The 18,759-nt window shown below is 63.9% G+C and carries 17 protein-coding genes and 1 tRNA gene; 12 read left to right on the top strand and 6 right to left on the bottom strand.

Features of this window, described 5'->3' with window-relative positions; all coding sequences use genetic code 11:
* Window positions 1-158: 158 nt before the first annotated feature.
* The 5 genes from H535_RS29520 to H535_RS0100670 all read left to right on the top strand — a co-directional run bounded on the left by H535_RS29520 (window position 159) and on the right by H535_RS0100670 (window position 4,601).
* The gene (locus H535_RS29520; protein WP_245580096.1) at window positions 159-2,072 is read left to right on the top strand and encodes an HNH endonuclease; all 1,914 of its coding nucleotides are present in this window, start codon (window positions 159-161) and stop codon (window positions 2,070-2,072) included.
* Window positions 2,073-2,276: 204 nt separating this feature from the next.
* Complete coding sequence (locus H535_RS0100655) at window positions 2,277-2,774, top strand: methylated-DNA--[protein]-cysteine S-methyltransferase (RefSeq protein ID WP_026818008.1); 498 nt, start codon at window positions 2,277-2,279, stop codon at window positions 2,772-2,774.
* Between the two features lie 4 nt (window positions 2,775-2,778).
* The gene (locus H535_RS0100660) at window positions 2,779-3,312 is read left to right on the top strand and encodes an RNA polymerase sigma factor (protein WP_051298267.1); all 534 of its coding nucleotides are present in this window, start codon (window positions 2,779-2,781) and stop codon (window positions 3,310-3,312) included.
* Window positions 3,305-3,940, top strand: coding sequence for a methylated-DNA--[protein]-cysteine S-methyltransferase (locus tag H535_RS0100665; protein ID WP_081416348.1), 636 nt, complete (start codon window positions 3,305-3,307; stop codon window positions 3,938-3,940). The genes H535_RS0100660 and H535_RS0100665 overlap by 8 nt, the downstream gene beginning before the upstream one ends.
* 10 nt (window positions 3,941-3,950) lie before the next feature.
* Window positions 3,951-4,601, top strand: a complete 651-nt coding sequence (locus H535_RS0100670; RefSeq protein ID WP_026818011.1) for an alpha-ketoglutarate-dependent dioxygenase AlkB family protein — start codon at window positions 3,951-3,953, stop codon at window positions 4,599-4,601.
* 1 nt (window position 4,602) lies between these two features.
* Here the strand turns inward: H535_RS0100670 and H535_RS0100675 are convergent.
* Window positions 4,603-4,678 (bottom strand) — tRNA-Arg (locus H535_RS0100675).
* Between the two features lie 170 nt (window positions 4,679-4,848).
* On the opposite strand from H535_RS0100675, the gene H535_RS22660 reads away from it, so the two are divergent.
* The gene (locus H535_RS22660; protein WP_051298268.1) at window positions 4,849-5,118 is read left to right on the top strand and encodes a PLD nuclease N-terminal domain-containing protein; all 270 of its coding nucleotides are present in this window, start codon (window positions 4,849-4,851) and stop codon (window positions 5,116-5,118) included.
* A 50-nt stretch (window positions 5,119-5,168) separates the two neighbouring features.
* Window positions 5,169-6,599 carry an MFS transporter gene (locus tag H535_RS22665; RefSeq protein WP_155838453.1) on the top strand — a complete coding sequence of 477 codons (1,431 nt, stop codon included), beginning with the start codon at window positions 5,169-5,171 and terminating at the stop codon, window positions 6,597-6,599.
* 34 nt (window positions 6,600-6,633) lie between these two features.
* Here the strand turns inward: H535_RS22665 and H535_RS22670 are convergent, their stop codons facing one another.
* From H535_RS22670 to H535_RS28825, 5 genes are all read right to left on the bottom strand, one after another.
* Window positions 6,634-6,912: a putative quinol monooxygenase gene (locus H535_RS22670; RefSeq protein WP_051298270.1), complete on the bottom strand. Its 279-nt coding sequence runs from the start codon at window positions 6,910-6,912 to the stop codon at window positions 6,634-6,636.
* On the bottom strand, window positions 6,912-8,417 hold the full coding sequence (locus H535_RS22675) for an FAD-dependent monooxygenase (protein ID WP_035767896.1): 1,506 nt from the start codon (window positions 8,415-8,417) through the stop codon (window positions 6,912-6,914). The genes H535_RS22670 and H535_RS22675 overlap by 1 nt, the downstream gene beginning before the upstream one ends.
* A gap of 391 nt (window positions 8,418-8,808) precedes the next feature.
* The gene (locus tag H535_RS22680) at window positions 8,809-9,384 is read right to left on the bottom strand and encodes a hypothetical protein (protein ID WP_026818012.1); all 576 of its coding nucleotides are present in this window, start codon (window positions 9,382-9,384) and stop codon (window positions 8,809-8,811) included.
* 464 nt (window positions 9,385-9,848) lie between these two features.
* Window positions 9,849-10,154: a hypothetical protein gene (locus H535_RS22685; RefSeq protein WP_051298271.1), complete on the bottom strand. Its 306-nt coding sequence runs from the start codon at window positions 10,152-10,154 to the stop codon at window positions 9,849-9,851.
* 402 nt (window positions 10,155-10,556) lie between these two features.
* The gene (locus H535_RS28825; RefSeq protein WP_155838455.1) at window positions 10,557-11,087 is read right to left on the bottom strand and encodes an AAA family ATPase; all 531 of its coding nucleotides are present in this window, start codon (window positions 11,085-11,087) and stop codon (window positions 10,557-10,559) included.
* A gap of 842 nt (window positions 11,088-11,929) precedes the next feature.
* Here H535_RS28825 and argS point away from each other — a divergent pair.
* From argS to thrB, 5 genes are read left to right on the top strand one after another with little or no spacing between them, the layout of a single operon-like run.
* On the top strand, window positions 11,930-13,588 hold the full coding sequence (argS, locus tag H535_RS0100715) for an arginine--tRNA ligase (protein WP_026818013.1): 1,659 nt from the start codon (window positions 11,930-11,932) through the stop codon (window positions 13,586-13,588).
* 8 nt (window positions 13,589-13,596) lie between these two features.
* The gene (gene lysA, locus H535_RS0100720; protein WP_026818014.1) at window positions 13,597-15,072 is read left to right on the top strand and encodes a diaminopimelate decarboxylase; all 1,476 of its coding nucleotides are present in this window, start codon (window positions 13,597-13,599) and stop codon (window positions 15,070-15,072) included.
* Window positions 15,073-15,081: 9 nt separating this feature from the next.
* Window positions 15,082-16,419 carry a homoserine dehydrogenase gene (locus tag H535_RS0100725; protein WP_026818015.1) on the top strand — a complete coding sequence of 446 codons (1,338 nt, stop codon included), beginning with the start codon at window positions 15,082-15,084 and terminating at the stop codon, window positions 16,417-16,419.
* Window positions 16,420-17,520 carry a threonine synthase gene (gene thrC / locus H535_RS0100730; protein ID WP_026818016.1) on the top strand — a complete coding sequence of 367 codons (1,101 nt, stop codon included), beginning with the start codon at window positions 16,420-16,422 and terminating at the stop codon, window positions 17,518-17,520.
* A gap of 26 nt (window positions 17,521-17,546) precedes the next feature.
* Window positions 17,547-18,515, top strand: coding sequence for a homoserine kinase (gene thrB / locus H535_RS0100735; RefSeq protein ID WP_026818017.1), 969 nt, complete (start codon window positions 17,547-17,549; stop codon window positions 18,513-18,515).
* The last annotated feature ends 244 nt before the right edge of the window (window positions 18,516-18,759 follow it).

Below are 18,759 nucleotides of genomic sequence, written 5' to 3' on the forward strand. Positions count from 1 at the left end.
AAGCGGTACAGCCCGGTCAGGCAGTCGCGGATGGCGGAGCCATGGACCCGGCAAGAGGGCAGAACCGAAGGCTGGATCCACTTCTTCGTTACCAGTTCGTTATCTTGGATTCGTACTTTGTTCGAATAATGTCGGTGGTCGGTTCTAGTGTTGGTGGTATGGAGAACAGGCCAGTTGCAGCAGTGGTTTCGGCGCCGGGGTCCCCGGCGTCGGGCGGCGGCATGCCTGTGGGCGCTGCCGCTGCCGGCGGCGTGCCGGCCGGCTCTGAATCTGATTTGGTCGCTGAGGTCACGGCCGCGTTGCGGGACTTCTCTCGCCGGGCGGTGTCGGGCCAATCCGGTGTGGTCACGGCGGAGGCTGCGGCGCGGTTCGCGGCCTCGGTTGAGGAGCTCTCGCGGACGGTGGAGCATTTGCAGGTGGTGGCCGCGGGCCGGTTGGAGCAGGTCCGCGATGAGGCCGAAACATCGGGTACGGCTGATTGTTGGGTGACGCCGGAGGGGAAGCGGCAGGGCGAGTACCGCAATACTGCCGATTATTTGCGTGACGTGGTGCGGGTGAACCGTCCCGAGGCAGCCAAGCGGCTCAAGTTGGCGGCCGGGTTGTTGCCCTCGGCCGGGTTGGCGGGTCAGCCGGTGCCGCCGGCTCATGAGCAGTTGGCGGTGGCGATGGCCGACGGGCACGTCCCCGCCGCCGCGGCAACGGCGGCGACCACCGCGTTGGGTAAGGCCAAGGCTACCGGGGCTGGCCCGGAGACGGTTGAGGCGATGGAACAATCACTGGCCCAGGTCGCCGCCGAGCGGGATCCGCAGTTCGTGACGGTGGCTGCCGCTCGGTGGTTGAACCATATCGACCAGGACGGGCCCGAACCCTCCGAGGCCGAACTACGCCACCGGCAAGGAGTATTCCTACGCGGTAAACGCTCCGGGTTGCACCGGATGGAGATCCTGGCCACCGACGACCAATACGAACATCTCATCACTACCATGAACGCTGCCGCCAACCCCCGCGCCCGCGGCTGCCACCCCGACACAGGCAACACGACCACTACGGGTTCGACCCGAAACGGCGCCACCGCCAGCCGTGCGGGAAGTAGCGCCGGAAGCGCCACCGGCACAGGTGCAAGCGAAGCCATCGCCACTAACGGCACGGGGAGCATCAGTAGCGCGGGTAGTACCGATGGCGCCGACGAAACCAGCGGCAGCCAGTATGCCAGTGCCGGCGGTTCCACCGCCGTTGGCGCCAGCTCCGGCGCGTCCGCCACCGGTTCGGCAAGCTCGGCCCACACCAGCACTGGCTCGGATGCCGACGATCGTGATGGTGGTGCCGCCGGTGGTGTTCCGGTGCCGGCGGCGGCGATCGATAATCGGGCGGTGGCGCAGAAACGCCTCGACGGGCTCGTCGCCGCCTGCGACGCCGCCCTGGCCACCGGCGGACTACCCGACACCGGCGGACACCGGCCCCAAATCATGGCCGTCATCGACTACCAGGAACTCCTGGCCCACCTCACCAACGCAACAGACCACCCAGACCGTGACGGCAGCCCCGACCGGGCGGGAACAGTCTTCAGCCCGAGCCGACACGGCAGCGGTACTGGTACCGGCGGGACCGGCTCCTACGTGTTCTCCGGTCCCGTCCACGCCGGCAACATCCGCCAATTGGCTTGCGACGCCGAGATCATCCCGGCCGTGCTGGCCGGCAACGGCCAAATCCTCGACCTCGGCACCGGCCGACGGATCTTCCCACCGAACCTGCGCCGGGCCCTCGTCGCCCGAGACGGCGGATGCGCCTTCCCCGGCTGCACCATGCCCGCACCCTGGACCGAGGCTCACCACATTCGATACGCCAGCGACGACGGAGAGACATCCACTGACAACGGGTGCCTGCTATGCAGCTACCACCACCACCTGATCCACAAGGAAAAGTGGGTCATCACCGTCCGCCACGGGATCCCCTGGTTCACCCCGCCGGGCTACGTGGACCCCGACCGGAAACCGATCCGCAACCACTACTTCAACCGCACACCCCACCGAGGCCACCAACAAACCAGCATCGAGTTCGCCGACACCGGATAAACCCCCTGGCGCTGCGCGCGCTGCGTTGGCCCGGGCGGTGCCGAAAGTTAACGCCTGAAATCCGGCCTCCGATCTCACGTTTACCGATTGCAGTGCGTCTACCTTATAGAATCGGCAGACTATCTGCCACGGAACGGCTCCGGCGGGGCACAATTTGGATGTGCCGGGCTGCGGGTTGTATCCGATGGCCATGGAGGACTCGGCATGAAAACGCACACCACTATTGACTCGCCAATCGGGATGCTCACTCTGGTGAATACCGACGGCGTGCTCAGCGCTGCCTATATGGGCGAGCAAGCCCGGATGCCAAACCGCGATAGTTTCGGCTCGAGCACCAGCGCCGGTTTCGAAGCTGCGACAGAGCAATTGAATGAATACTTCGCCGGCGATCGACAGGAATTCTCCCTGCCGATGGCTCCGGAGGGCAGCCCTTTCCAGCAGCGGGTATGGCAGCTCCTCACGGAAATTCCCTACGGCCAGACCCGGACGTACGGGCAACTGGCGGACGAGTTGGGCAACCGGCACATCGTTCGTGCGGTGGGATCGGCGAACGGCAGAAATCCCATCAGTATTATTGTTCCGTGCCATCGAGTCATTGGCGCTGACGGTTCGCTGACCGGTTACGGCGGGGGACTGGAGAGGAAAAGGTTCCTGCTGGATTTGGAGAACCCCGCACGTACACATGAACCGGCGCTCTTCTAACCGCATGGAGCCATCGCATATACCCACGACGCCATCGCAGGCACCTACCGCGGCTGGTCTCGAGCCGTTCGAACACGTGGTCGCGGAGCACGGACGCACCGTCCTGCGTGTTTGCCGGGCGATCCTTGGACCGCACGAGGCGGAGGATGCCTGGTCGGAAACTTTCCTCGCGGCACTGCGCGCCTACCCTGAGCTCGATCCGAGCACGAATGTTCAGGCGTGGCTGGTCACTATTGCCAAGCGGAAGGCGATTGACCAGCGCCGCGCAGCGGCGCGGAACCCTGTACCGGTGAATTCTTTGCCCGATCAGCCCGGAGGCGCCGGAATCCCGGATTCTCCTGACGGGCAGCTCTGGAAGGCCGTGGGCGCATTACCGCGAAAGCAACGGGAAGCGATCGCATATCACTATTTGGCGGGCATGCCTTACATCGAGGTGGCCGGACTGCTCGGCAACTCCGAGTCGGCCGCCCGGCGTGCCGCAGCCGATGGAATGAAGAATCTTCGAAGCAGTTACCAGGGAGCCAGAGACGATGAGTGACTTAGACGGTACCGCTAGGGACAGCTGGCAGGACCCTGACAGCGCAATCATCCGCCAATTGAGCGAGGACGACGACGTCAGCCGCCTCCACGAGCGGCTGGCAGCCGCGGCCCAAAGCGCCGGTGTACTCGATGTTGCCTACGACACTGTTGATACACCTGTCGGCACACTTCTGCTGGCAACTACGGAAGAGGGGTTGGTCCGGGTTGCCTACCCGATCCAGGGCCATGATGCGGTGCTGGCACAACTGGCCTCGGACATCAGTCCACGGATTCTGCATGCCCCTGAGCAGCTCAGGGAGCCGACTCGCCAACTGGATGAGTACTTTGCGGGCCGCCGGAGACAGTTCGATTTGCAGCTGGACAACCGGCTCTCCCCGGGCTTCCGCCGGAGCGTGCTGTCGCAATTGCCGGGGATCGGCTATGGCAGCACTGTCAGTTATGGAGAGTTGGCGGCCATGGCGGGAAATCCCAAGGCGGCGCGCGCCGTCGGCACGGCCTGCGGCGCTAACCCGCTGCCCGTCGTCGTGCCCTGTCACAGGGTTGTCCGCTCTGACGGGTCAGCAGGCGGGTACGCCGGGGGGCCTGAAGCCAAGGAAGCCCTGCTGAAACTGGAAGGAGCTGCCTAGGATGAGCGGCATGCTGTTACCACGCGAACACAACGAGGTCGCACCAGGCGCGGTGCACGTGCCGGACTGGCTTGATGGCGCGGAACAACGACGGATCGTTGAGGCGTGCCGCCGCTGGGCGGTTGGCCCGGTACCGATGCGTTCCGCCCGTCTGCCAGGTGGCCGCCGGATGTCGGTCCAGACTGTTTGCCTGGGCTGGCATTGGCAACCGTACAAGTACAGCAGGACGGCCGACGACGCCGGGGGAGGGCAGGTTGCCGAGCTGCCGGAATGGATGGCTGAACTGGGGCGCAGGGCCGTGAGCGCCGCCTACCGGGACGAGGATGCGGGACGGGAATATTGTCCGGACACTGCCCTGATTAACTACTACGACGACGCGGCTGCCATGGGGATGCACCAGGACAAGGACGAGAAAACCGATGCCCCAGTCGTTTCGCTCAGCATCGGTGACAATTGCGTGTTCAGGTTCGGAAACACAGAAACGCGGACCAAGCCATACACCGACGTCGAACTCCACTCCGGAGACCTGTTCGTGTTCGGCGGGCCCAGCCGGTTCGCCTACCATGGCGTGCCGAAAACGTACCCGGGGACGTCGGATCCGGAGTGCGGGATGAAACAAGGGAGGATCAATATCACCATGCGCAGAACCGGCATGGAGTGAATGGTGCCCTCGATAGGATTCGAACCTACGACTTTCTGCTCCGGAGGCAGACGCTCTATCCCCTGAGCTACGAGGGCCCGACGCGGAAACTTCCACATCAATTGGGAACTAAAAAAGCTTAGCAGGTCATCGGCGTTGAGTCGTAACCGGGCCTGGCCCGACGCCGTTAAGGTCTTGCTGCGAAACCGCTGCGGGTAGGATGAGCGTCTACATAGGTCCTGACGAGTTGGAGCTTGGGGGAACGGGAATGAATCCGGTCGTACCGATGTGGTTTGAAGTGGCTGCGCTGCTTCCGGTGATCGTGCACTTGGTGCTGTTCGTGCTGGCACTGATCAGTATTGGACGCAGCCGTCGCCATACCTCCACGGCGAAGGGTGTGTGGGTACTCGTCAGCATTCTCATACCGCTTCTTGGCCCGGTTCTATGGTTCCTGATCGGCCGTAATGCGCCGTCGGGTCTCGAAGTCGACCACGCTGCGGGGGTAAATAGCCGTCCGCGGGAGGGCTCAAGCGAGTAAGCAGCCGCAATATTTCAACTGGCACGACAGGCGGCTGTAAGGTGCTGGATGTGTCCACGCTGCCTGCTTCCCGCCTGCCAGTAGGAGAGGCGGGACGCTTCCGCGGGCGGCTTCTGGTGCTCGCCGGGATCCTGCTGTTCGGCATTACGCTGAGGATGGCCGTGACGGCCGTTTCGCCGCTGATCAGCCGGATCGGCGAGGACATCACCTTGTCCGCGGCCACCATCGGCCTGCTGGGGACCTTGCCCACTGCCACATTCGCCGTTTTCGGCTTCATGACGCCCTACGTGATCCGGTGGGCGAGCCTTGAGCGGCTGCTCGGGATTTTTATTGCCGCGGCGGTGCTGGGGCAGGTCGGGCGTGCTTTGGTGACCGGGACCGTGCCATTCATGGTGCTCAGCGTGGTGGCGCTGGCGGGCCTTGGCGCCGGCAATGTGCTGCTTCCACCGTTGGTTAAGAAGTACTTTCCGGACAAGATCGGCCTGCTGACCGCGCTGTATTCAACGTCGTTGGCCCTGGGAACTGCATTGCCGCCGCAATTCGCGGTGCCGGTGGCCGGTTCGGTGGGCTGGCGGTTCTCCATCGCCATGTGGGCTGCGTTCAGTCTGCTGGCTGCCGTCCCCTGGGTCTCTCTGGTGTGGGGACAACGACGGCGGGACGATGGCGGCGGTCTGCAAGAACCGGGAGGGCCGGCCGGGTCCGCAGCTGATGCGTCCACCGCATCCGGTGAAGGCTCCGCCGATGAACGGTCGACTGCTGAAGGCTCCGCTATTAAGGGGCGAGGTGCTGAAGAGGCCGACGTGGCCCGCGCCGGTGCGGCGGATCCGGATACCGGAACCACCGGAACCACCGGATCAACCGCTTCGGGCAGCGAAGCCCGGATGCGGATCAACCTGTGGAAGTCCCCGCTCGCGCTGGGGCTGACGTTCATGTTCGGCTGCACCTCGTTGCAGACGTACGCTATGTTCGCTTGGCTGCCGCAGATGCTGACCGAGGCCGGGTTGTCCGCGGGCCAGGCTGGCAGCATGCTCGCCCTGTTCGGCATTCTGGGTCTGCCGCTGAGCTTGCTGGTGCCGATCATTGCCGCCCGGATGCGCAATCCCTTTCCGGTGGTGATGATCTTCCTGAGCTGCTTCGTCGCCGGCTACACCGGGCTGCTGCTGGTTCCGGAACAGACCACCTGGCTCTGGGTGGTACTGGTGGGGCTTGGGCCCGGAACATTCCCGATGGCGCTGGTGATGATCAACCTGCGGACCCGCACGCACGTCGGCGCCGGCGCGCTGTCGGGATTCGGCCAGGGCGTCGGCTATGCGCTTGCGTGTTCCGGGCCGTTACTGTTCGGCATTCTGGAGGCGGCCACGGGCAGTTGGTTGGCCTCGTTCGCCTTCCTGGGCGGGACGTTGGTGCTGCTGGGGATTGGCTCCTTCATCGCTTGCCGGCCGGCGATGCTCGAAGACGGACCGGGAGTGTCCTGGCGTTAGCCGGTCTTGTTGGGCTGAAGGAACGTCGGGCACGTCAGGCACTGTCGGGGCGGGTGAGCAACCGGATCTGCGTTCCGGGTCTGACAGCCGCCCGCTCCCAGGCCTGCTCAAGTTGCGGGCTTTGGATATACCGCCGGGCCCGGTCGAGGTCTTCGAACTCGAACAGGATGACCAGTTCGTTGGGATCCGCCGAACCCTGCAGCACGAGAGCGCTGACGCAGCCCGCTTCCGCCCGCATCTCAGCGGCACTATCGAACGTCTGCTTCCATTGGTGGTAGTTGTCCGTGGCTTGCTGGACGAGCACATACGGCATCAGTAACGTTCCTGGCTTCCTTGATGGTTCCCGTCCCAATGGGCGAGTGCTTCATGCACGCCGACCTCCAACGCACGCGGATCGGCCTCATTACTGGCCCACGCCACATACCCATCCGGACGCACCAGCACGGCGTTGGCAGGAACGGTGTCTTCAACCGTCACTGAGATGACACGGTCGCGCCAGAATTCGGGTAATCCGGGCAGGCGATGGTGGCTGAGGAGCACGAACTTCCCCGGGCGCAGTGCCTCATACAGACGGCGTGGCCCCTGTCCGGACTGCACCAACGGCAGATCGGGTGCCCGGTGGCCGACGAGCCGATGTTCACCGGCAGCTGCCGGGTAGGAGATGGCGATGCCGGACACGGCCGCCGCTGCTTGCGGCTGGACCAATCCGAGTCGTCCGGCAGTGCCTTTCAGCAGCGTGCGGAGCAGCCGGCTGGCCCAGGAGCGGGCGAGTGCGAGACGAAGTAACAGGCCGCTGCCGCGCAGAACGGCCCGGCCCACCGGATGCCGCTCTGACTGATAACTATCCAGCAGGGCTTCCGGCCCCCGCCCGTGCACCGCGGCGGCGAGCTTCCAACCAAGATTAGCGGCGTCCTGCATGCCGGTATTCATTCCCTGTCCGCCTGCGGGAGAGTGCACATGCGCGGCGTCACCGGCCAGGAGCACTCGCCCCTGCCGGTAACTGGTGACCTGGCGTTCGTCGCTGTGGAAGCGGGACATCCAGCGCGCTTCGTGCATCCCGTAGTCGGTCCCAAGGACCGACTTGACGATGTGCTGGATTTCGTCGAGGTCAACCGGTGAAGTGTCGGGCAACTGCCGGCGCCTGTTCCAGGCAATGACCCGGTACCAGCCATCGCCGAACGGTGCCAGGAAAGCGAATCCGTCACCGGCGGCGTCGACGGTCAACACCTCTGCAGGCTGTGTGCGCAGGCGGACATCGGCGAGAATGACTGACTGTACTGCCGATTTTCCGGGAAACGAGAGGTTCATCGCCTTCCGCACCGTACTGCCGACACCGTCGGCGCCGACGACGTATGCTGCCCGGCGGGCAGAGCGGTCACCATCATTGCCGCGGATGTCGACCTCGACGCCGTCGGCGTCCTGATGTAAACCGACGACGTCCGCATTGGACACTATTTCGACGCCAAGCTGTTGCGCCCGGGCTGCGAGCACCCGCTCGGTGTTGTACTGCGGCGTCACCAACACGTAGGGATACCGGGTGGTCAGCCGTGACAGGTCAATCTCGAGCCGGCCGAAGAGGCGCAGTCCGCCCACCTGGGCGCCGGTGGCGGCCAGGTCATCACCGACGCCGCGGGCGTCCAGTATCTCCAGCGTGCGGGCGTGAACGGCGAACGCCCGGGTGAGATTCGATTCCTCCCCGCGGCGTTCGAGAACCTGGCAGGACACACCTGCCCGGGCAAGATCACCGGCCAGCAGCAATCCTGTAGGTCCGGCGCCCACGATGATCACATCGGCGTCGCTACCCGTCTGTTGCTCCATTGCAATACCTCCGGCACAGGGGACGCATCACTTGGAGTCTAGGTGCCAGTGGGACTGCACTCAACGGTACGGTGGCTTGGAACCCGCCTCAATCGTCATCCCTGCAGGCCGCTGACCGGTAGCTTTGCTTTGCATCCTCAAGCCGAAATTCCGCGCTTCGTGTCATATTCCTACAGCCGGTCCACGCGTTATTAATCTGACCGTCGTCGAAGCACCTTCCCCAGTCAACAGTCCTTCGATACATAATTATTCGGCCGGGACCACCCTCCTGGGAAGTGTAAGCGGAATCGGCGCCGCGCCCACGGTCATACCCATCACTGGCCGGCAACGTGTATAAGTTGAGGATCCTCAACGGTCATTTGCACCTATGCCATGTCGAACGCAAGTAGAATCACTGTGTTTGCTGCAGCTTACGGTCTGATGCGACCGCGTAGAACTCGTTGGATTCCCTGCGCCATAACAGGGTCAGGATCACGATGGCCAACAGCAGGTTGAGCACGGTAAGAATCATCGCAATTACCGTCTGATTAGCGATGAAGATGCCGTTGAGCGTGGAAAGAAAATTGAGAGCACCAAGCACCGTGGCGACAATCCGGGCCCACGCACGGCCCTGGCCGTTCTTCCAAGCCATCCAAATCCATAAAAGGACAGTAACGACGGAAGTGCCAATTGCGGTGCCAATTGCAAAGCCATAGGTGGCAAACTCCTGGCCACTCTGCTGCAATTGTGCGCTGACCTGGTTCTCCGACGTGCCCATGAGCACCAAGGAGGCGATCAATGAAACTAAGCTGATGACAGCTCCTATCCGCATCATCAGGACAGCTGTCCTGACGGATTGCGGCTGCGGGATATCCTGCCTGACGGGTTGGTCCTGGCCTGCGTTTTGATGCCATCGTCCAGGCCCTTCTTCTCCAGTGTGTTGGGAGCGATTGTCCGAGTCGTCCGCCGGTGGAGGCATGCTGCTCATGAATGCTTCCTCACATCGAGTGCCAATTCATCTTGGGAGACTTTGAGCCTTCCAGACCCGACGTTACGGGCGGAGCACGCCGGCCCGCTAGGGCATCCCCAACTGACGGGGACAAACAGGGACGCTCGGAACAGCCCGATGATCATTGCAAGATATTCCATTGCCCCTCTTGCGGATCAGACTTCGTAGAAGGTCTGTCTGACGAGCCTACCGGCTCCACTGAATTCCTCTTCCGACAAGGAACTGAGACGACGTCGACAACCCACCCCCCGGCTTGCAGCGTCACTTGAGGATCGGCTTGCGGTCGCCTCGCAGGGTCTGGAGTATGGACGTAGAAGGGTCGCCGTATGCCGCCTGTTGTGGCAATGGACTAACCCCGGTAAAGTCTTAATTGCGAGGGACAGTAGTCCTGAGAAGTAAGTCTGGCAGTCTTCCGGATGGTACGACGAGCCAGGCTTGCGTATTTAAAGGGTGCGCACTTCTGCCACCAGCGGTGCGGCCTGCTCGATCCAGGAACCGCCGCGCTGATGGCACCACGCGACGGCGTCGCTCACCCAGAGCGGGGGCTCGTCGTTTCGTCTCATGGGCGTGTACTCAAGTGCGGCGCCATGGTGGTTCCGCAATTGCGCGGCGATCACCTGCCTGTCCGCTTTGGCCAGCGAGTCATCCTGCTCCAGGATCAGCTTGCCAGCGTCGGCGTCGCAAAGATCGTCGATGAGGGCATTAAGACATGCGGGGCGGGCCGCCTTGTCAGGTAGACCACGGATCACACATACACCAGTGTTTGCACTTCTATGCTTGCCGCACCGGCAAGGAAAGCTTTACGCACTGCATCCTTCTCGCTCTTGAAGTGCACTGCGGCCGAGTTCTTGTGCCGAAGTCCGCGAAGGATGCGGCGCGAAGGATGCGGGGGGCCTCAGCGACATCGCTGGGGGAAATGACAGCGGCTGCGATGTAGTATCTCTTTGCCTTCGACTCGTCGACGAAGACCTGAGCGTGGCTGGGAATCGCAAAATCCATGCATTCGAACCTATCCGGACTGGCTGAAATGGCATGGATCTAACCGGCAACCATGGGAGGCGACCCGACGCCTCCAGCGTGAGTTGAGGCCAGTTCCGACCATCCACCAGCGAAATCAATTCTGAGCAACAAGGAGTCCCACAGCGGATGCTCTATTGCGCGGTTGCCGCAGATTCCAGCTGGTGGACTACTGCATCTGCTGCTGTATCGACGCTCATCGTGGACAGTAAGCGGCCCTCGCGGACAAAACGGAGCGGTTGCCAGCCGTGATACCACGCCCGCATCTCTTCTGCCCCAAATTTTGCGGCTTGTGGGCGGGTTCGATGACGTGCCAGCGTTTCTTCGAAGGTCAGGTCGTAAGCGAAGAAGCCCGTGCGTCCCGCATGGTCGCGAGCCAACTTCTCCAACATTCTTCCGTAACGGGATGCATTGAAAATTCCTTCAAGAATGACGTTTCTACCTCGGCTGAGGCAAAAACGGGTTACCTCGTCGATGAGAGAAATATTATCGGCGGTGGCACTTTCACGTTCGCTGAGAACTACCCGTCGCAGATAGTCCTGTTGGATAAGCGCGGCGCCTGAATCAAAGCGATCCCTAAGAGATGCAGCGAGCGCTGACTTACCGGATCCTGAATTACCGCGTAGCACCACCAGTCGTGTGTTCGCAGTCCCAATTCTGTCCATTCATCCGACAATATCGCTGTTGTCTCGCGGAGTGTTGACTTGGCGTGCGGAAGATCAGTCGTCTCCGCAATTCAACGTCGCCGTAGATCCACCAACTTAGTGCCCGTTGGGAGGGTGCTGCTGATTGGCGCGGGGCTGCCATGTACTCAGGCTCGATGACTGGCTCTCATTTCTTCGACTTGTATGATGCCGTCAATATTTGGGGTCTCGATGATGAGTGCTTCCTGAAATGCGCCACATCGATTCCGGCTGCTCGCACGAGATCAGCGTCGATGGGAATGACAACGTCGAATGCGACACACTCCGCTTCCGGTCAGAAGCAATTCCGCACAATGCTCAGCAAGGCAGGGCCGGTCGTAGATGAGGTATGCGGAGGCTTTGATGGCGAGCCAGTCGGACAAGGCATCGGCAGTCCGGTCATAACCGCACGCAAACCTTAACGGCGACCTGAGCCGACATCCCAACGAAGGACCGCATTTTCTTAGGGAGCGGATGCGCTAAAGGCGCAGACTGCTCGCTCCCGTTAAGAGGAACCCCACGGTCACACGTCGCCCTGACCTGCGACGATGGGGCCGCGGTGGGTCGTGTCCCTTTAGTGGGGCCGCTGAAGAATCCCGCTGGGGTACCTGCGGAACACCCGCTGCGGTGCCATGAAACCGGATGGCCCGCACAATTGCCGGTGGAACACAGTCCCGCCGATACAGAACTCGGATGATGCAAAACAGCGGATACGCAATCCGAAAATTGACACGTTAACGCGGAACCTCCAGGTGCCGTGACACTGGCTGTCACACTGTGCCGGCGATTCTGTGGCGTCCCTGCACCACGGGTACGCTTGGACAGTGACCCCAGAAGAGTTATCCATCGCCATTACTTCATGCCTGAACGACGCGATCAGCGCCGGTGAAATCACCGTGCCCGCCGACGCGGTTCCCGCCCGGGTGCGGGTGGAGCGACCGAAGAATCGCGCGCATGGTGACTGGGCCACCAATATCGCCATGCAGTTGGCCAAGCCCGCCGGCGTGCCGCCACGGACCATCGCCGAAACCTTGAGCACCAAGCTCAAGGGAATCGACGGTGTCGCCTCGGTCGAAGTCGCCGGCCCGGGTTTCCTGAACATCACCGTCGACGCTGCTGCGGCCGGAACGCTGGCCAAGACGATCCTGGAGCAGGCCGAGGTATTCGGTACCAGCTCTGCGCTGTCCGGACAGCAGATCAACCTCGAGTTCGTCTCAGCCAACCCCACCGGGCCGATCCATTTGGGCGGAACCCGCTGGGCCGCCGTCGGCGATTCACTGGCGCGGATCTTCTCTGCCCAGGGCGCCGAGGTGACTCGCGAGTACTACTTCAACGACCACGGGGCGCAGATTGACCGGTTTGCGTCGTCGCTGTTGGCCCGGGCCAAGGGCGAGCCGGCCCCCGACGGCGGGTATGCCGGCCAATACATCAGCGACATTGCTGACCGTGTGCTGGCTGCCGAGCCGGGAGTGCTGGATCGGGAGCCGGACGCGGTGCAGGAGCATTTCCGGGCTGCCGGCGTGAAACTGATGTTTGACGACATCAAGCAGTCGCTGCACGACTTTGGAGTCGACTTCGATGTCTACTTCCACGAGGACTCGCTGCACAACGATGGTGCGGTGTCGGTCTTGCTGGACAAGCTGAAGACCTCCGGCAGCCTGTATTTCGCCGATGGTGCCTGGTGGCTCAAGTCCACTGACTTTGGCGACGACAAGGACCGTGTGGTGATCAAGTCCGACGGTTCGGCCGCCTACATCGCCGGCGATATCGCCTATTACGCCGATAAGCGCAGCCGCGGATTCGACCTGGCCGTGTACATGCTCGGCGCCGATCACCACGGTTACATTGCACGCCTGAAGGCCGCCGCGGCGGCCCTGGGCGACGATCCGGACACCGTCGAGGTGCTCATCGGGCAGATGGTGAACCTGGTCAAGGACGGCGTGCCGGTGCGGATGTCCAAGCGCGCCGGAACCGTCGTCACCCTCGAGGATCTGGTCGGTGCAGTGGGCGTCGACGCCGCCCGGTATGCGTTGACCCGCTTCTCGGTGAATTCGAATATCGACATTGACCTGGATCTGCTGACCCGGCACACCAACGAGAACCCGGTGTTCTACGTCCAGTACGCCCATGCCCGCACCACGGCGGTGGGTCGCAATGCTGCCGATGCCGGCGTCGACCGTTCCGCCTTTGACGCCGGTGCGCTTGACCATCCGACGGAGTCGGAGCTGCTGGCACATCTGGGTGCGTATCCGTCAGTGGTCGCTCACGCGGCCAGTTTCCGGGAACCGCACCGGGTGGCGCGGCATCTCGAGGTGATTGCCGGTTCCTACCACCGCTGGTATGACTCCTGCCGGGTGGTGCCGATGGGCGATCAGCCGGTGACCGATGTGAACCGCACCCGACTGTGGCTCAACGACGCCACCCGCCAGGTGCTGGCCAACGGGCTGGGCCTGCTCGGTGTCTCGGCTCCACACCGGATGTGAGTGGCTCAATGAGTGAAGACACAAGGACCGGCCCGGCGCTGGCGCCGGCGTGGTTGAGCCTGCCCGACGACGTCAACCGGCTGGATGCCAAGCTCTGGGCCCGGGACGTGGCCCGCGACGACTCCGGCGAACTGGCCGTCGCCGGGGTCAGCGCCTCCCGCCTGGCCGGCGACTTCGGCACACCGCTGATGGTGGTCTCCGAGGCGGACTTCCGCGCCCGCGCGCGTTCCTTCAAGCAAGCGTTCGACGCCGCCTTCGCCGACCTGTGCGGGGGTGTGGACGTGTACTACGCCGGCAAGTCGTTCCTGTGCACCGAGGTGGCCCGCTGGGTCCAGCAGGAGGGACTGCACCTGGACACCTGCACCGGCGGCGAACTGGCCGTCGCGTCCCGTGCGGACATTCCCGGTCGACTGCTGGGGTTGCACGGCAACAACAAGTCCGACGCCGAGATCCACCGTGCCCTCGACATGGACGTCGGGCGGATCATTGTGGACAGCCTTGATGAACTTGAGCGGTTGGCTGCCATTGCCGCGCAGCGGGGTGCCACGGCTCAAGTGATGCTGCGGTTGACACCCGGCGTTCACGCCTCGACCCATGAGTTCATCGCCACCGCCCATGAAGACCAGAAGTTCGGCCTGTCACTGGCCGACGACGGCGGCACGTCCCCGGCCGCGCGGGCAGTCGCCGCGGCGCTGGCGGCCGGGTCGATCGAGCTGCGGGGCGTGCATTGCCACATAGGTTCGCAGATCTTCGAACCGGAAGGCTTTGCCGTGGCGGCGGAGCGGCTGCTCGGATTCCTCGCCGACGTGCAGGCCGAGCATGGGACGGCGCTGCCGGAACTGGACCTCGGCGGTGGCTACGGGATTGCCTACACCGAAGCCGACACACCGCGGCCACCCGCCGATATCGCCGGCGCGATGGCCGCGGTCGTCCGCGATACCTGTGCCAGCCTGCAGCTGGCGGTGCCGAGGATTTCCATTGAACCCGGCCGGGCGATATCCGGACCGGCAGGTTTCACGCTTTACCGTGCCGGGACCACCAAGACTGTCCAGGTGGACGCGGTCGACACAGCGGCCGTCCCTCAGTCCGGGGCAGTGCAGTCCGAGGCCGTGCAGCCCGGGCCGGCGGGCCGGCGGTATATTTCGGTCGACGGCGGCATGAGCGACAATGCCAGGCCGGTGCTCTACGATGCCGACTACTCGGCAGTGCTGGCCCGCGCCTCATCCAGCCGGCCGGAGCTGTCCCGCGTGGTGGGCAAGCACTGCGAAAGCGGGGATATCGTGGTCCGCGACGCCTACCTTCCGGCCGATACCACCCGTGACGATCTCATCGCGGTGCCGGCCACCGGTGCGTACTGCTGGGCGCTGGCGAGCAACTACAACTATGTGCCACGGCCGCCGGTGGTTGCGGTGGCCGATGGGGCCGCCCGGCTCATCATCCGGGGCGAGACCGAGGACGACCTGCTGGCGCGGGACTGCGGATAGGAGCTGAACATGAAAACACTCAAAGTAGCGCTGCTGGGATGCGGCAACGTCGGCTCCCAAGTGGCCCGGATTCTCACCGAAGACGCCGACGCTCTCGCCGAACGGGTGGGGGCGCGGCTTCAACTGGCCGGTATCGCGGTGCGGAACCCGGATACGCCGCGGGAAGTGGAGCTGGATCCGGCGCTGTTCACCACCGATGCGGACACGCTGGTAAGCGAAGCGGACCTGGTGATTGAGCTGATGGGCGGAGTGGAGCCGGCCCGCAGCCTGATGCTGTCCGCCATCGGTCACGGCGCCTCGGTTATCACGGGCAATAAGGCCCTGCTGGCAGAGGACGGGCCCACCCTCTATGAGAAGGCTGACGCCGCAGGCGTGCAGCTGTCTTTCGAGGCCGCCGTCGCCGGAGCTATTCCGATCCTGCGTCCGATCCGGGACAGCCTCGCCGGCGACCGGATCACCCGGGTGCTGGGGATCGTGAACGGCACCACCAACTACGTCCTCGACCAGATGGACACCACCGGCGCCCAGTTCGACGATGCGCTCGCCGACGCCAAGGCACTGGGCTACGCCGAGGCGGATCCCACGGCGGATATCGAGGGCTACGACGCGGCGGCGAAGGGCGCGATCCTCGCATCGCTGGCCTTCCACACCCGGTTCCCCCGTTCTGAAGTGCACTGCGAAGGCATCACGTCAGTGACGGCGGAGGACATCGCGGCCGCGCGCGACGCCGGTTATGTGATCAAGCTGCTGTCCATCTGCGAACTGCAGGACGACGACGACGGCGGCGGAGTGGCTGTGCGCGTCCACCCCACCCTGTTGCCGCGCGAACACCCGCTGGCGGCCGTCCACGGTGCCTTCAACGCGGTGTTCGTCGAGGCCGAGTCGGCCGGTGAGCTGATGTTCTACGGCCAGGGCGCCGGGGGCACGCCGACGGCTTCGGCCGTGCTCGGCGATCTGGTGACCGCGGCGCGCAGGATTGTCCTCGGTGGCCCGGGCAGGACCGAAAGCGCTTCGTCCCAGCTGCCGGTGCGGGGCATCGGCACCGCTGAAACCAGTTACTATGTCGGACTGGATGTGGCCGACGAGTCCGGCGTGCTGGCGAAGATCGCCCAGGTGTTTGCCGATCACGGGGTGTCAATTGAAACCATGCGGCAGACCACTCACCTGGACCTGGTCCGCCCGGCCGAGCGTGCAGCCGACGAGGACGCGACGCCTCCGGCCTCGGCCGAACTGCGCATCGTCACCCACCGGGGTGCCGAGGATGCGCTGGCCCGGACCGTCGAGGCCGTCAAGAAGCTGGAACCGGTCAATTCCGTGACGTCCGTGTTGCGGGTCGAAGGAGTCTAAGTGGCCCATCAGTGGCGCGGAGTCATTCGCGAATATGCCCAACGCCTGCCCGTGACCGAACAGACCCGGGTGATCACCCTCGGGGAGGGCGGCACGCCGCTGGTGCCCGCGCCGGCCCTGTCGGAACTGACCGGCTCGGATGTCTATTTGAAGGTCGAGGGGATGAATCCCACCGGATCCTTCAAGGACCGGGGCATGACCATGGCAATTACGGCAGCCCTGGAGTCAGGGGCCCAGGCCGTGGTCTGCGCGTCCACAGGCAATACCTCGGCGTCGGCGGCCGCGTATGCCACCCAGGCGGGCCTGACCTGCGCCGTGCTGGTGCCCGAAGGCAACATCGCCATGGGCAAGCTGAGCCAGGCTATCGCCCACGGGGCAACACTGCTGCAGGTCAAGGGCAACTTCGACAACTGCCTGGAAGTGGCCCGCAAACTGTCCGAGGCCTACCCGGTGTTCCTGGTCAATTCCGTCAATCCGGCCCGGATCGAGGGGCAGAAAACCGCCGCATTCGAGGTCGTTGACCGGCTGGGCGATGCCCCGGATATCCATGTGCTTCCCGTCGGCAACGCCGGCAACATCACCGGCTATTGGAGGGGCTACCGCGAATACGCCCGGCCCACCGAGTCGACCGACGGGCGGATGCTCGATGCCGTCTCCACCAAGACTCCGACCCTCTGGGGTTTCCAGGCGGCCGGCTCGGCGCCGCTGGTGCTGGGACATCCGGTCACCGAACCGGACACCATCGCCACCGCCATCAGGATCGGCAACCCTGCCTCCTGGGAAAGTGCGGTCGCCGCACGGGACGAGTCCGGCGGGCTGATCGACTCGGTCAGCGACGAGGAAATCCTGGCCGCCCACCGTTGGCTCTCCTCCAGGGAAGGCGTTTTCGTCGAACCCGGTTCCGCCGCCTCGGTTGCCGGACTGCTGAAGCAGCATGAGGCCGGTGAAGTCCCGTCGTCGAAGACCATCGTGGTGACGGTGACCGGTCACGGTCTCAAGGACCCGCAGTGGGCGCTGCGCAATGCTGACGGCAGTGACGTGGAGCCGGTGCGTGTGGATTTCGACGTCTTTAGCGTTGCCTCGGCCCTGGGCCTGGAATGAGAGGTATCAGGCCGGTGGAAGAAAGCGTGCCAGGCGACACCACGACGCCGCCGCAGATCCGTGCCGGTCAATATGTGTCCGTGCGGGTGCCCGGCAGCAGCGGCAATGTCGGTCCGGGTTTCGACACGATGGGACTGGCGCTGGGGCTGTACGACACACTGACGGTGACCACAGGTGAGGGGCTCGGAACTGTCGAGGTCTCGGTCACCGGTGAGGGCGCCGGTAAGGTCCCGGCCGACGACACCCACCTGATCATCCAAGTGATGAAGAAGGTCTGGCACTGGGCGGGCGCAACTGCCTGCGGTCTCGGCCTGCGGGCGGACAACGCGATTCCCCATGGCCGAGGTCTGGGCTCCTCGGCTGCCGCTATAGTGTCCGGGGCCTTGGCCGCCAATGCACTGCTGCCGGATGAAGTGCGGCTCGACGACGATACATTGTTCCAGCTCTGTGTGGACATGGAAGGGCACCCGGATAACGTGGCCCCGTCTCTGTACGGAGGACTGTCCGTCTCCTGGCACGCTGGTTCGCGGTTCCGCACCGCCCGGATTGATGTGCTCAGGCAGATTGTCCCGGTGGTGGCTATTCCCGACACACCGTTGTCCACTGATGCGGCGCGTTCACTGCTGCCGCAGTCTGTGTCGCACCTGAGCGCCGCAGCCAACGCCGGACGGACGGCGCTGCTGGTCCACGCGTTCACATCCGATCCTTCTTATCTGTTGGAAGGAACCGACGACAGCCTGCACCAGGGATACCGCGCTTCAGCCATGCCGGACAGTGCCATGCTGATCAATCACATGCGCGCCGCGGGCTTCGCCGCGGTCGTCTCGGGCGCCGGACCGACCGTGCTGGTCCTTGCTGCAGACGGGAGCGAGGCGCAGGCGGCGCAGGATAAACTGGCCGATTTGCTGGCAGATGCCGGAATAGAAAACTCCTGGCGTGTGCTGAACCTGAAAGTTGCCCCCGAAGGTGCTAAAGTGGAAGTGCACCAACGGTAATAACTGTCAGTCGCCATCAAACGTGGAGTAGCCACTAGAGTAACCACAGGGTGACCCAGGTGCCACCTTTTCCGGGCCTGTCATGGAACGCGTAATCATCAGATCTGTGCTGATTGCGCCGCTGCAGGCAACCGCCTTCGGCAAGGTGTTATGAATCCATCGGCTTTGTAATGCAAACCTGAACTCTGGTGCGCATATCTGACCGGTGCCAGAGCATACAATCCGCGGTCCGTCTCTCAAGGAC

The sequence above is a fragment of the Arthrobacter castelli DSM 16402 genome (assembly GCF_000430705.1).
Classification (GTDB): Bacteria; Actinomycetota; Actinomycetes; order Actinomycetales; family Micrococcaceae; genus Arthrobacter_C; species Arthrobacter_C castelli.

Excerpts from the sequence above, each read along its gene's own strand:
- H535_RS0100660 (WP_051298267.1), top strand. The coding sequence starts at position 2,779 with ATGGAGCCATCGCATATACCCACGACGCCATCGCAGGCACCTACCGCG.
- H535_RS29520 (WP_245580096.1), top strand. The coding sequence starts at position 159 with ATGGAGAACAGGCCAGTTGCAGCAGTGGTTTCGGCGCCGGGGTCCCCG.
- H535_RS0100655 (WP_026818008.1), top strand. The coding sequence starts at position 2,277 with ATGAAAACGCACACCACTATTGACTCGCCAATCGGGATGCTCACTCTG.
- H535_RS22670 (WP_051298270.1), bottom strand. The coding sequence starts at position 6,912 with ATGCCGTATGTGCTCGTCCAGCAAGCCACGGACAACTACCACCAATGG.
- H535_RS0100725 (WP_026818015.1), top strand. The coding sequence starts at position 15,082 with ATGAAAACACTCAAAGTAGCGCTGCTGGGATGCGGCAACGTCGGCTCC.
- H535_RS22660 (WP_051298268.1), top strand. The coding sequence starts at position 4,849 with ATGAATCCGGTCGTACCGATGTGGTTTGAAGTGGCTGCGCTGCTTCCG.
- H535_RS22675 (WP_035767896.1), bottom strand. The coding sequence starts at position 8,417 with ATGGAGCAACAGACGGGTAGCGACGCCGATGTGATCATCGTGGGCGCC.
- H535_RS28825 (WP_155838455.1), bottom strand. The coding sequence starts at position 11,087 with ATGGACAGAATTGGGACTGCGAACACACGACTGGTGGTGCTACGCGGT.
- H535_RS0100670 (WP_026818011.1), top strand. The coding sequence starts at position 3,951 with ATGCTGTTACCACGCGAACACAACGAGGTCGCACCAGGCGCGGTGCAC.
- lysA (WP_026818014.1), top strand. The coding sequence starts at position 13,597 with ATGAGTGAAGACACAAGGACCGGCCCGGCGCTGGCGCCGGCGTGGTTG.
- H535_RS22680 (WP_026818012.1), bottom strand. The coding sequence starts at position 9,384 with ATGAGCAGCATGCCTCCACCGGCGGACGACTCGGACAATCGCTCCCAA.
- H535_RS0100665 (WP_081416348.1), top strand. The coding sequence starts at position 3,305 with ATGAGTGACTTAGACGGTACCGCTAGGGACAGCTGGCAGGACCCTGAC.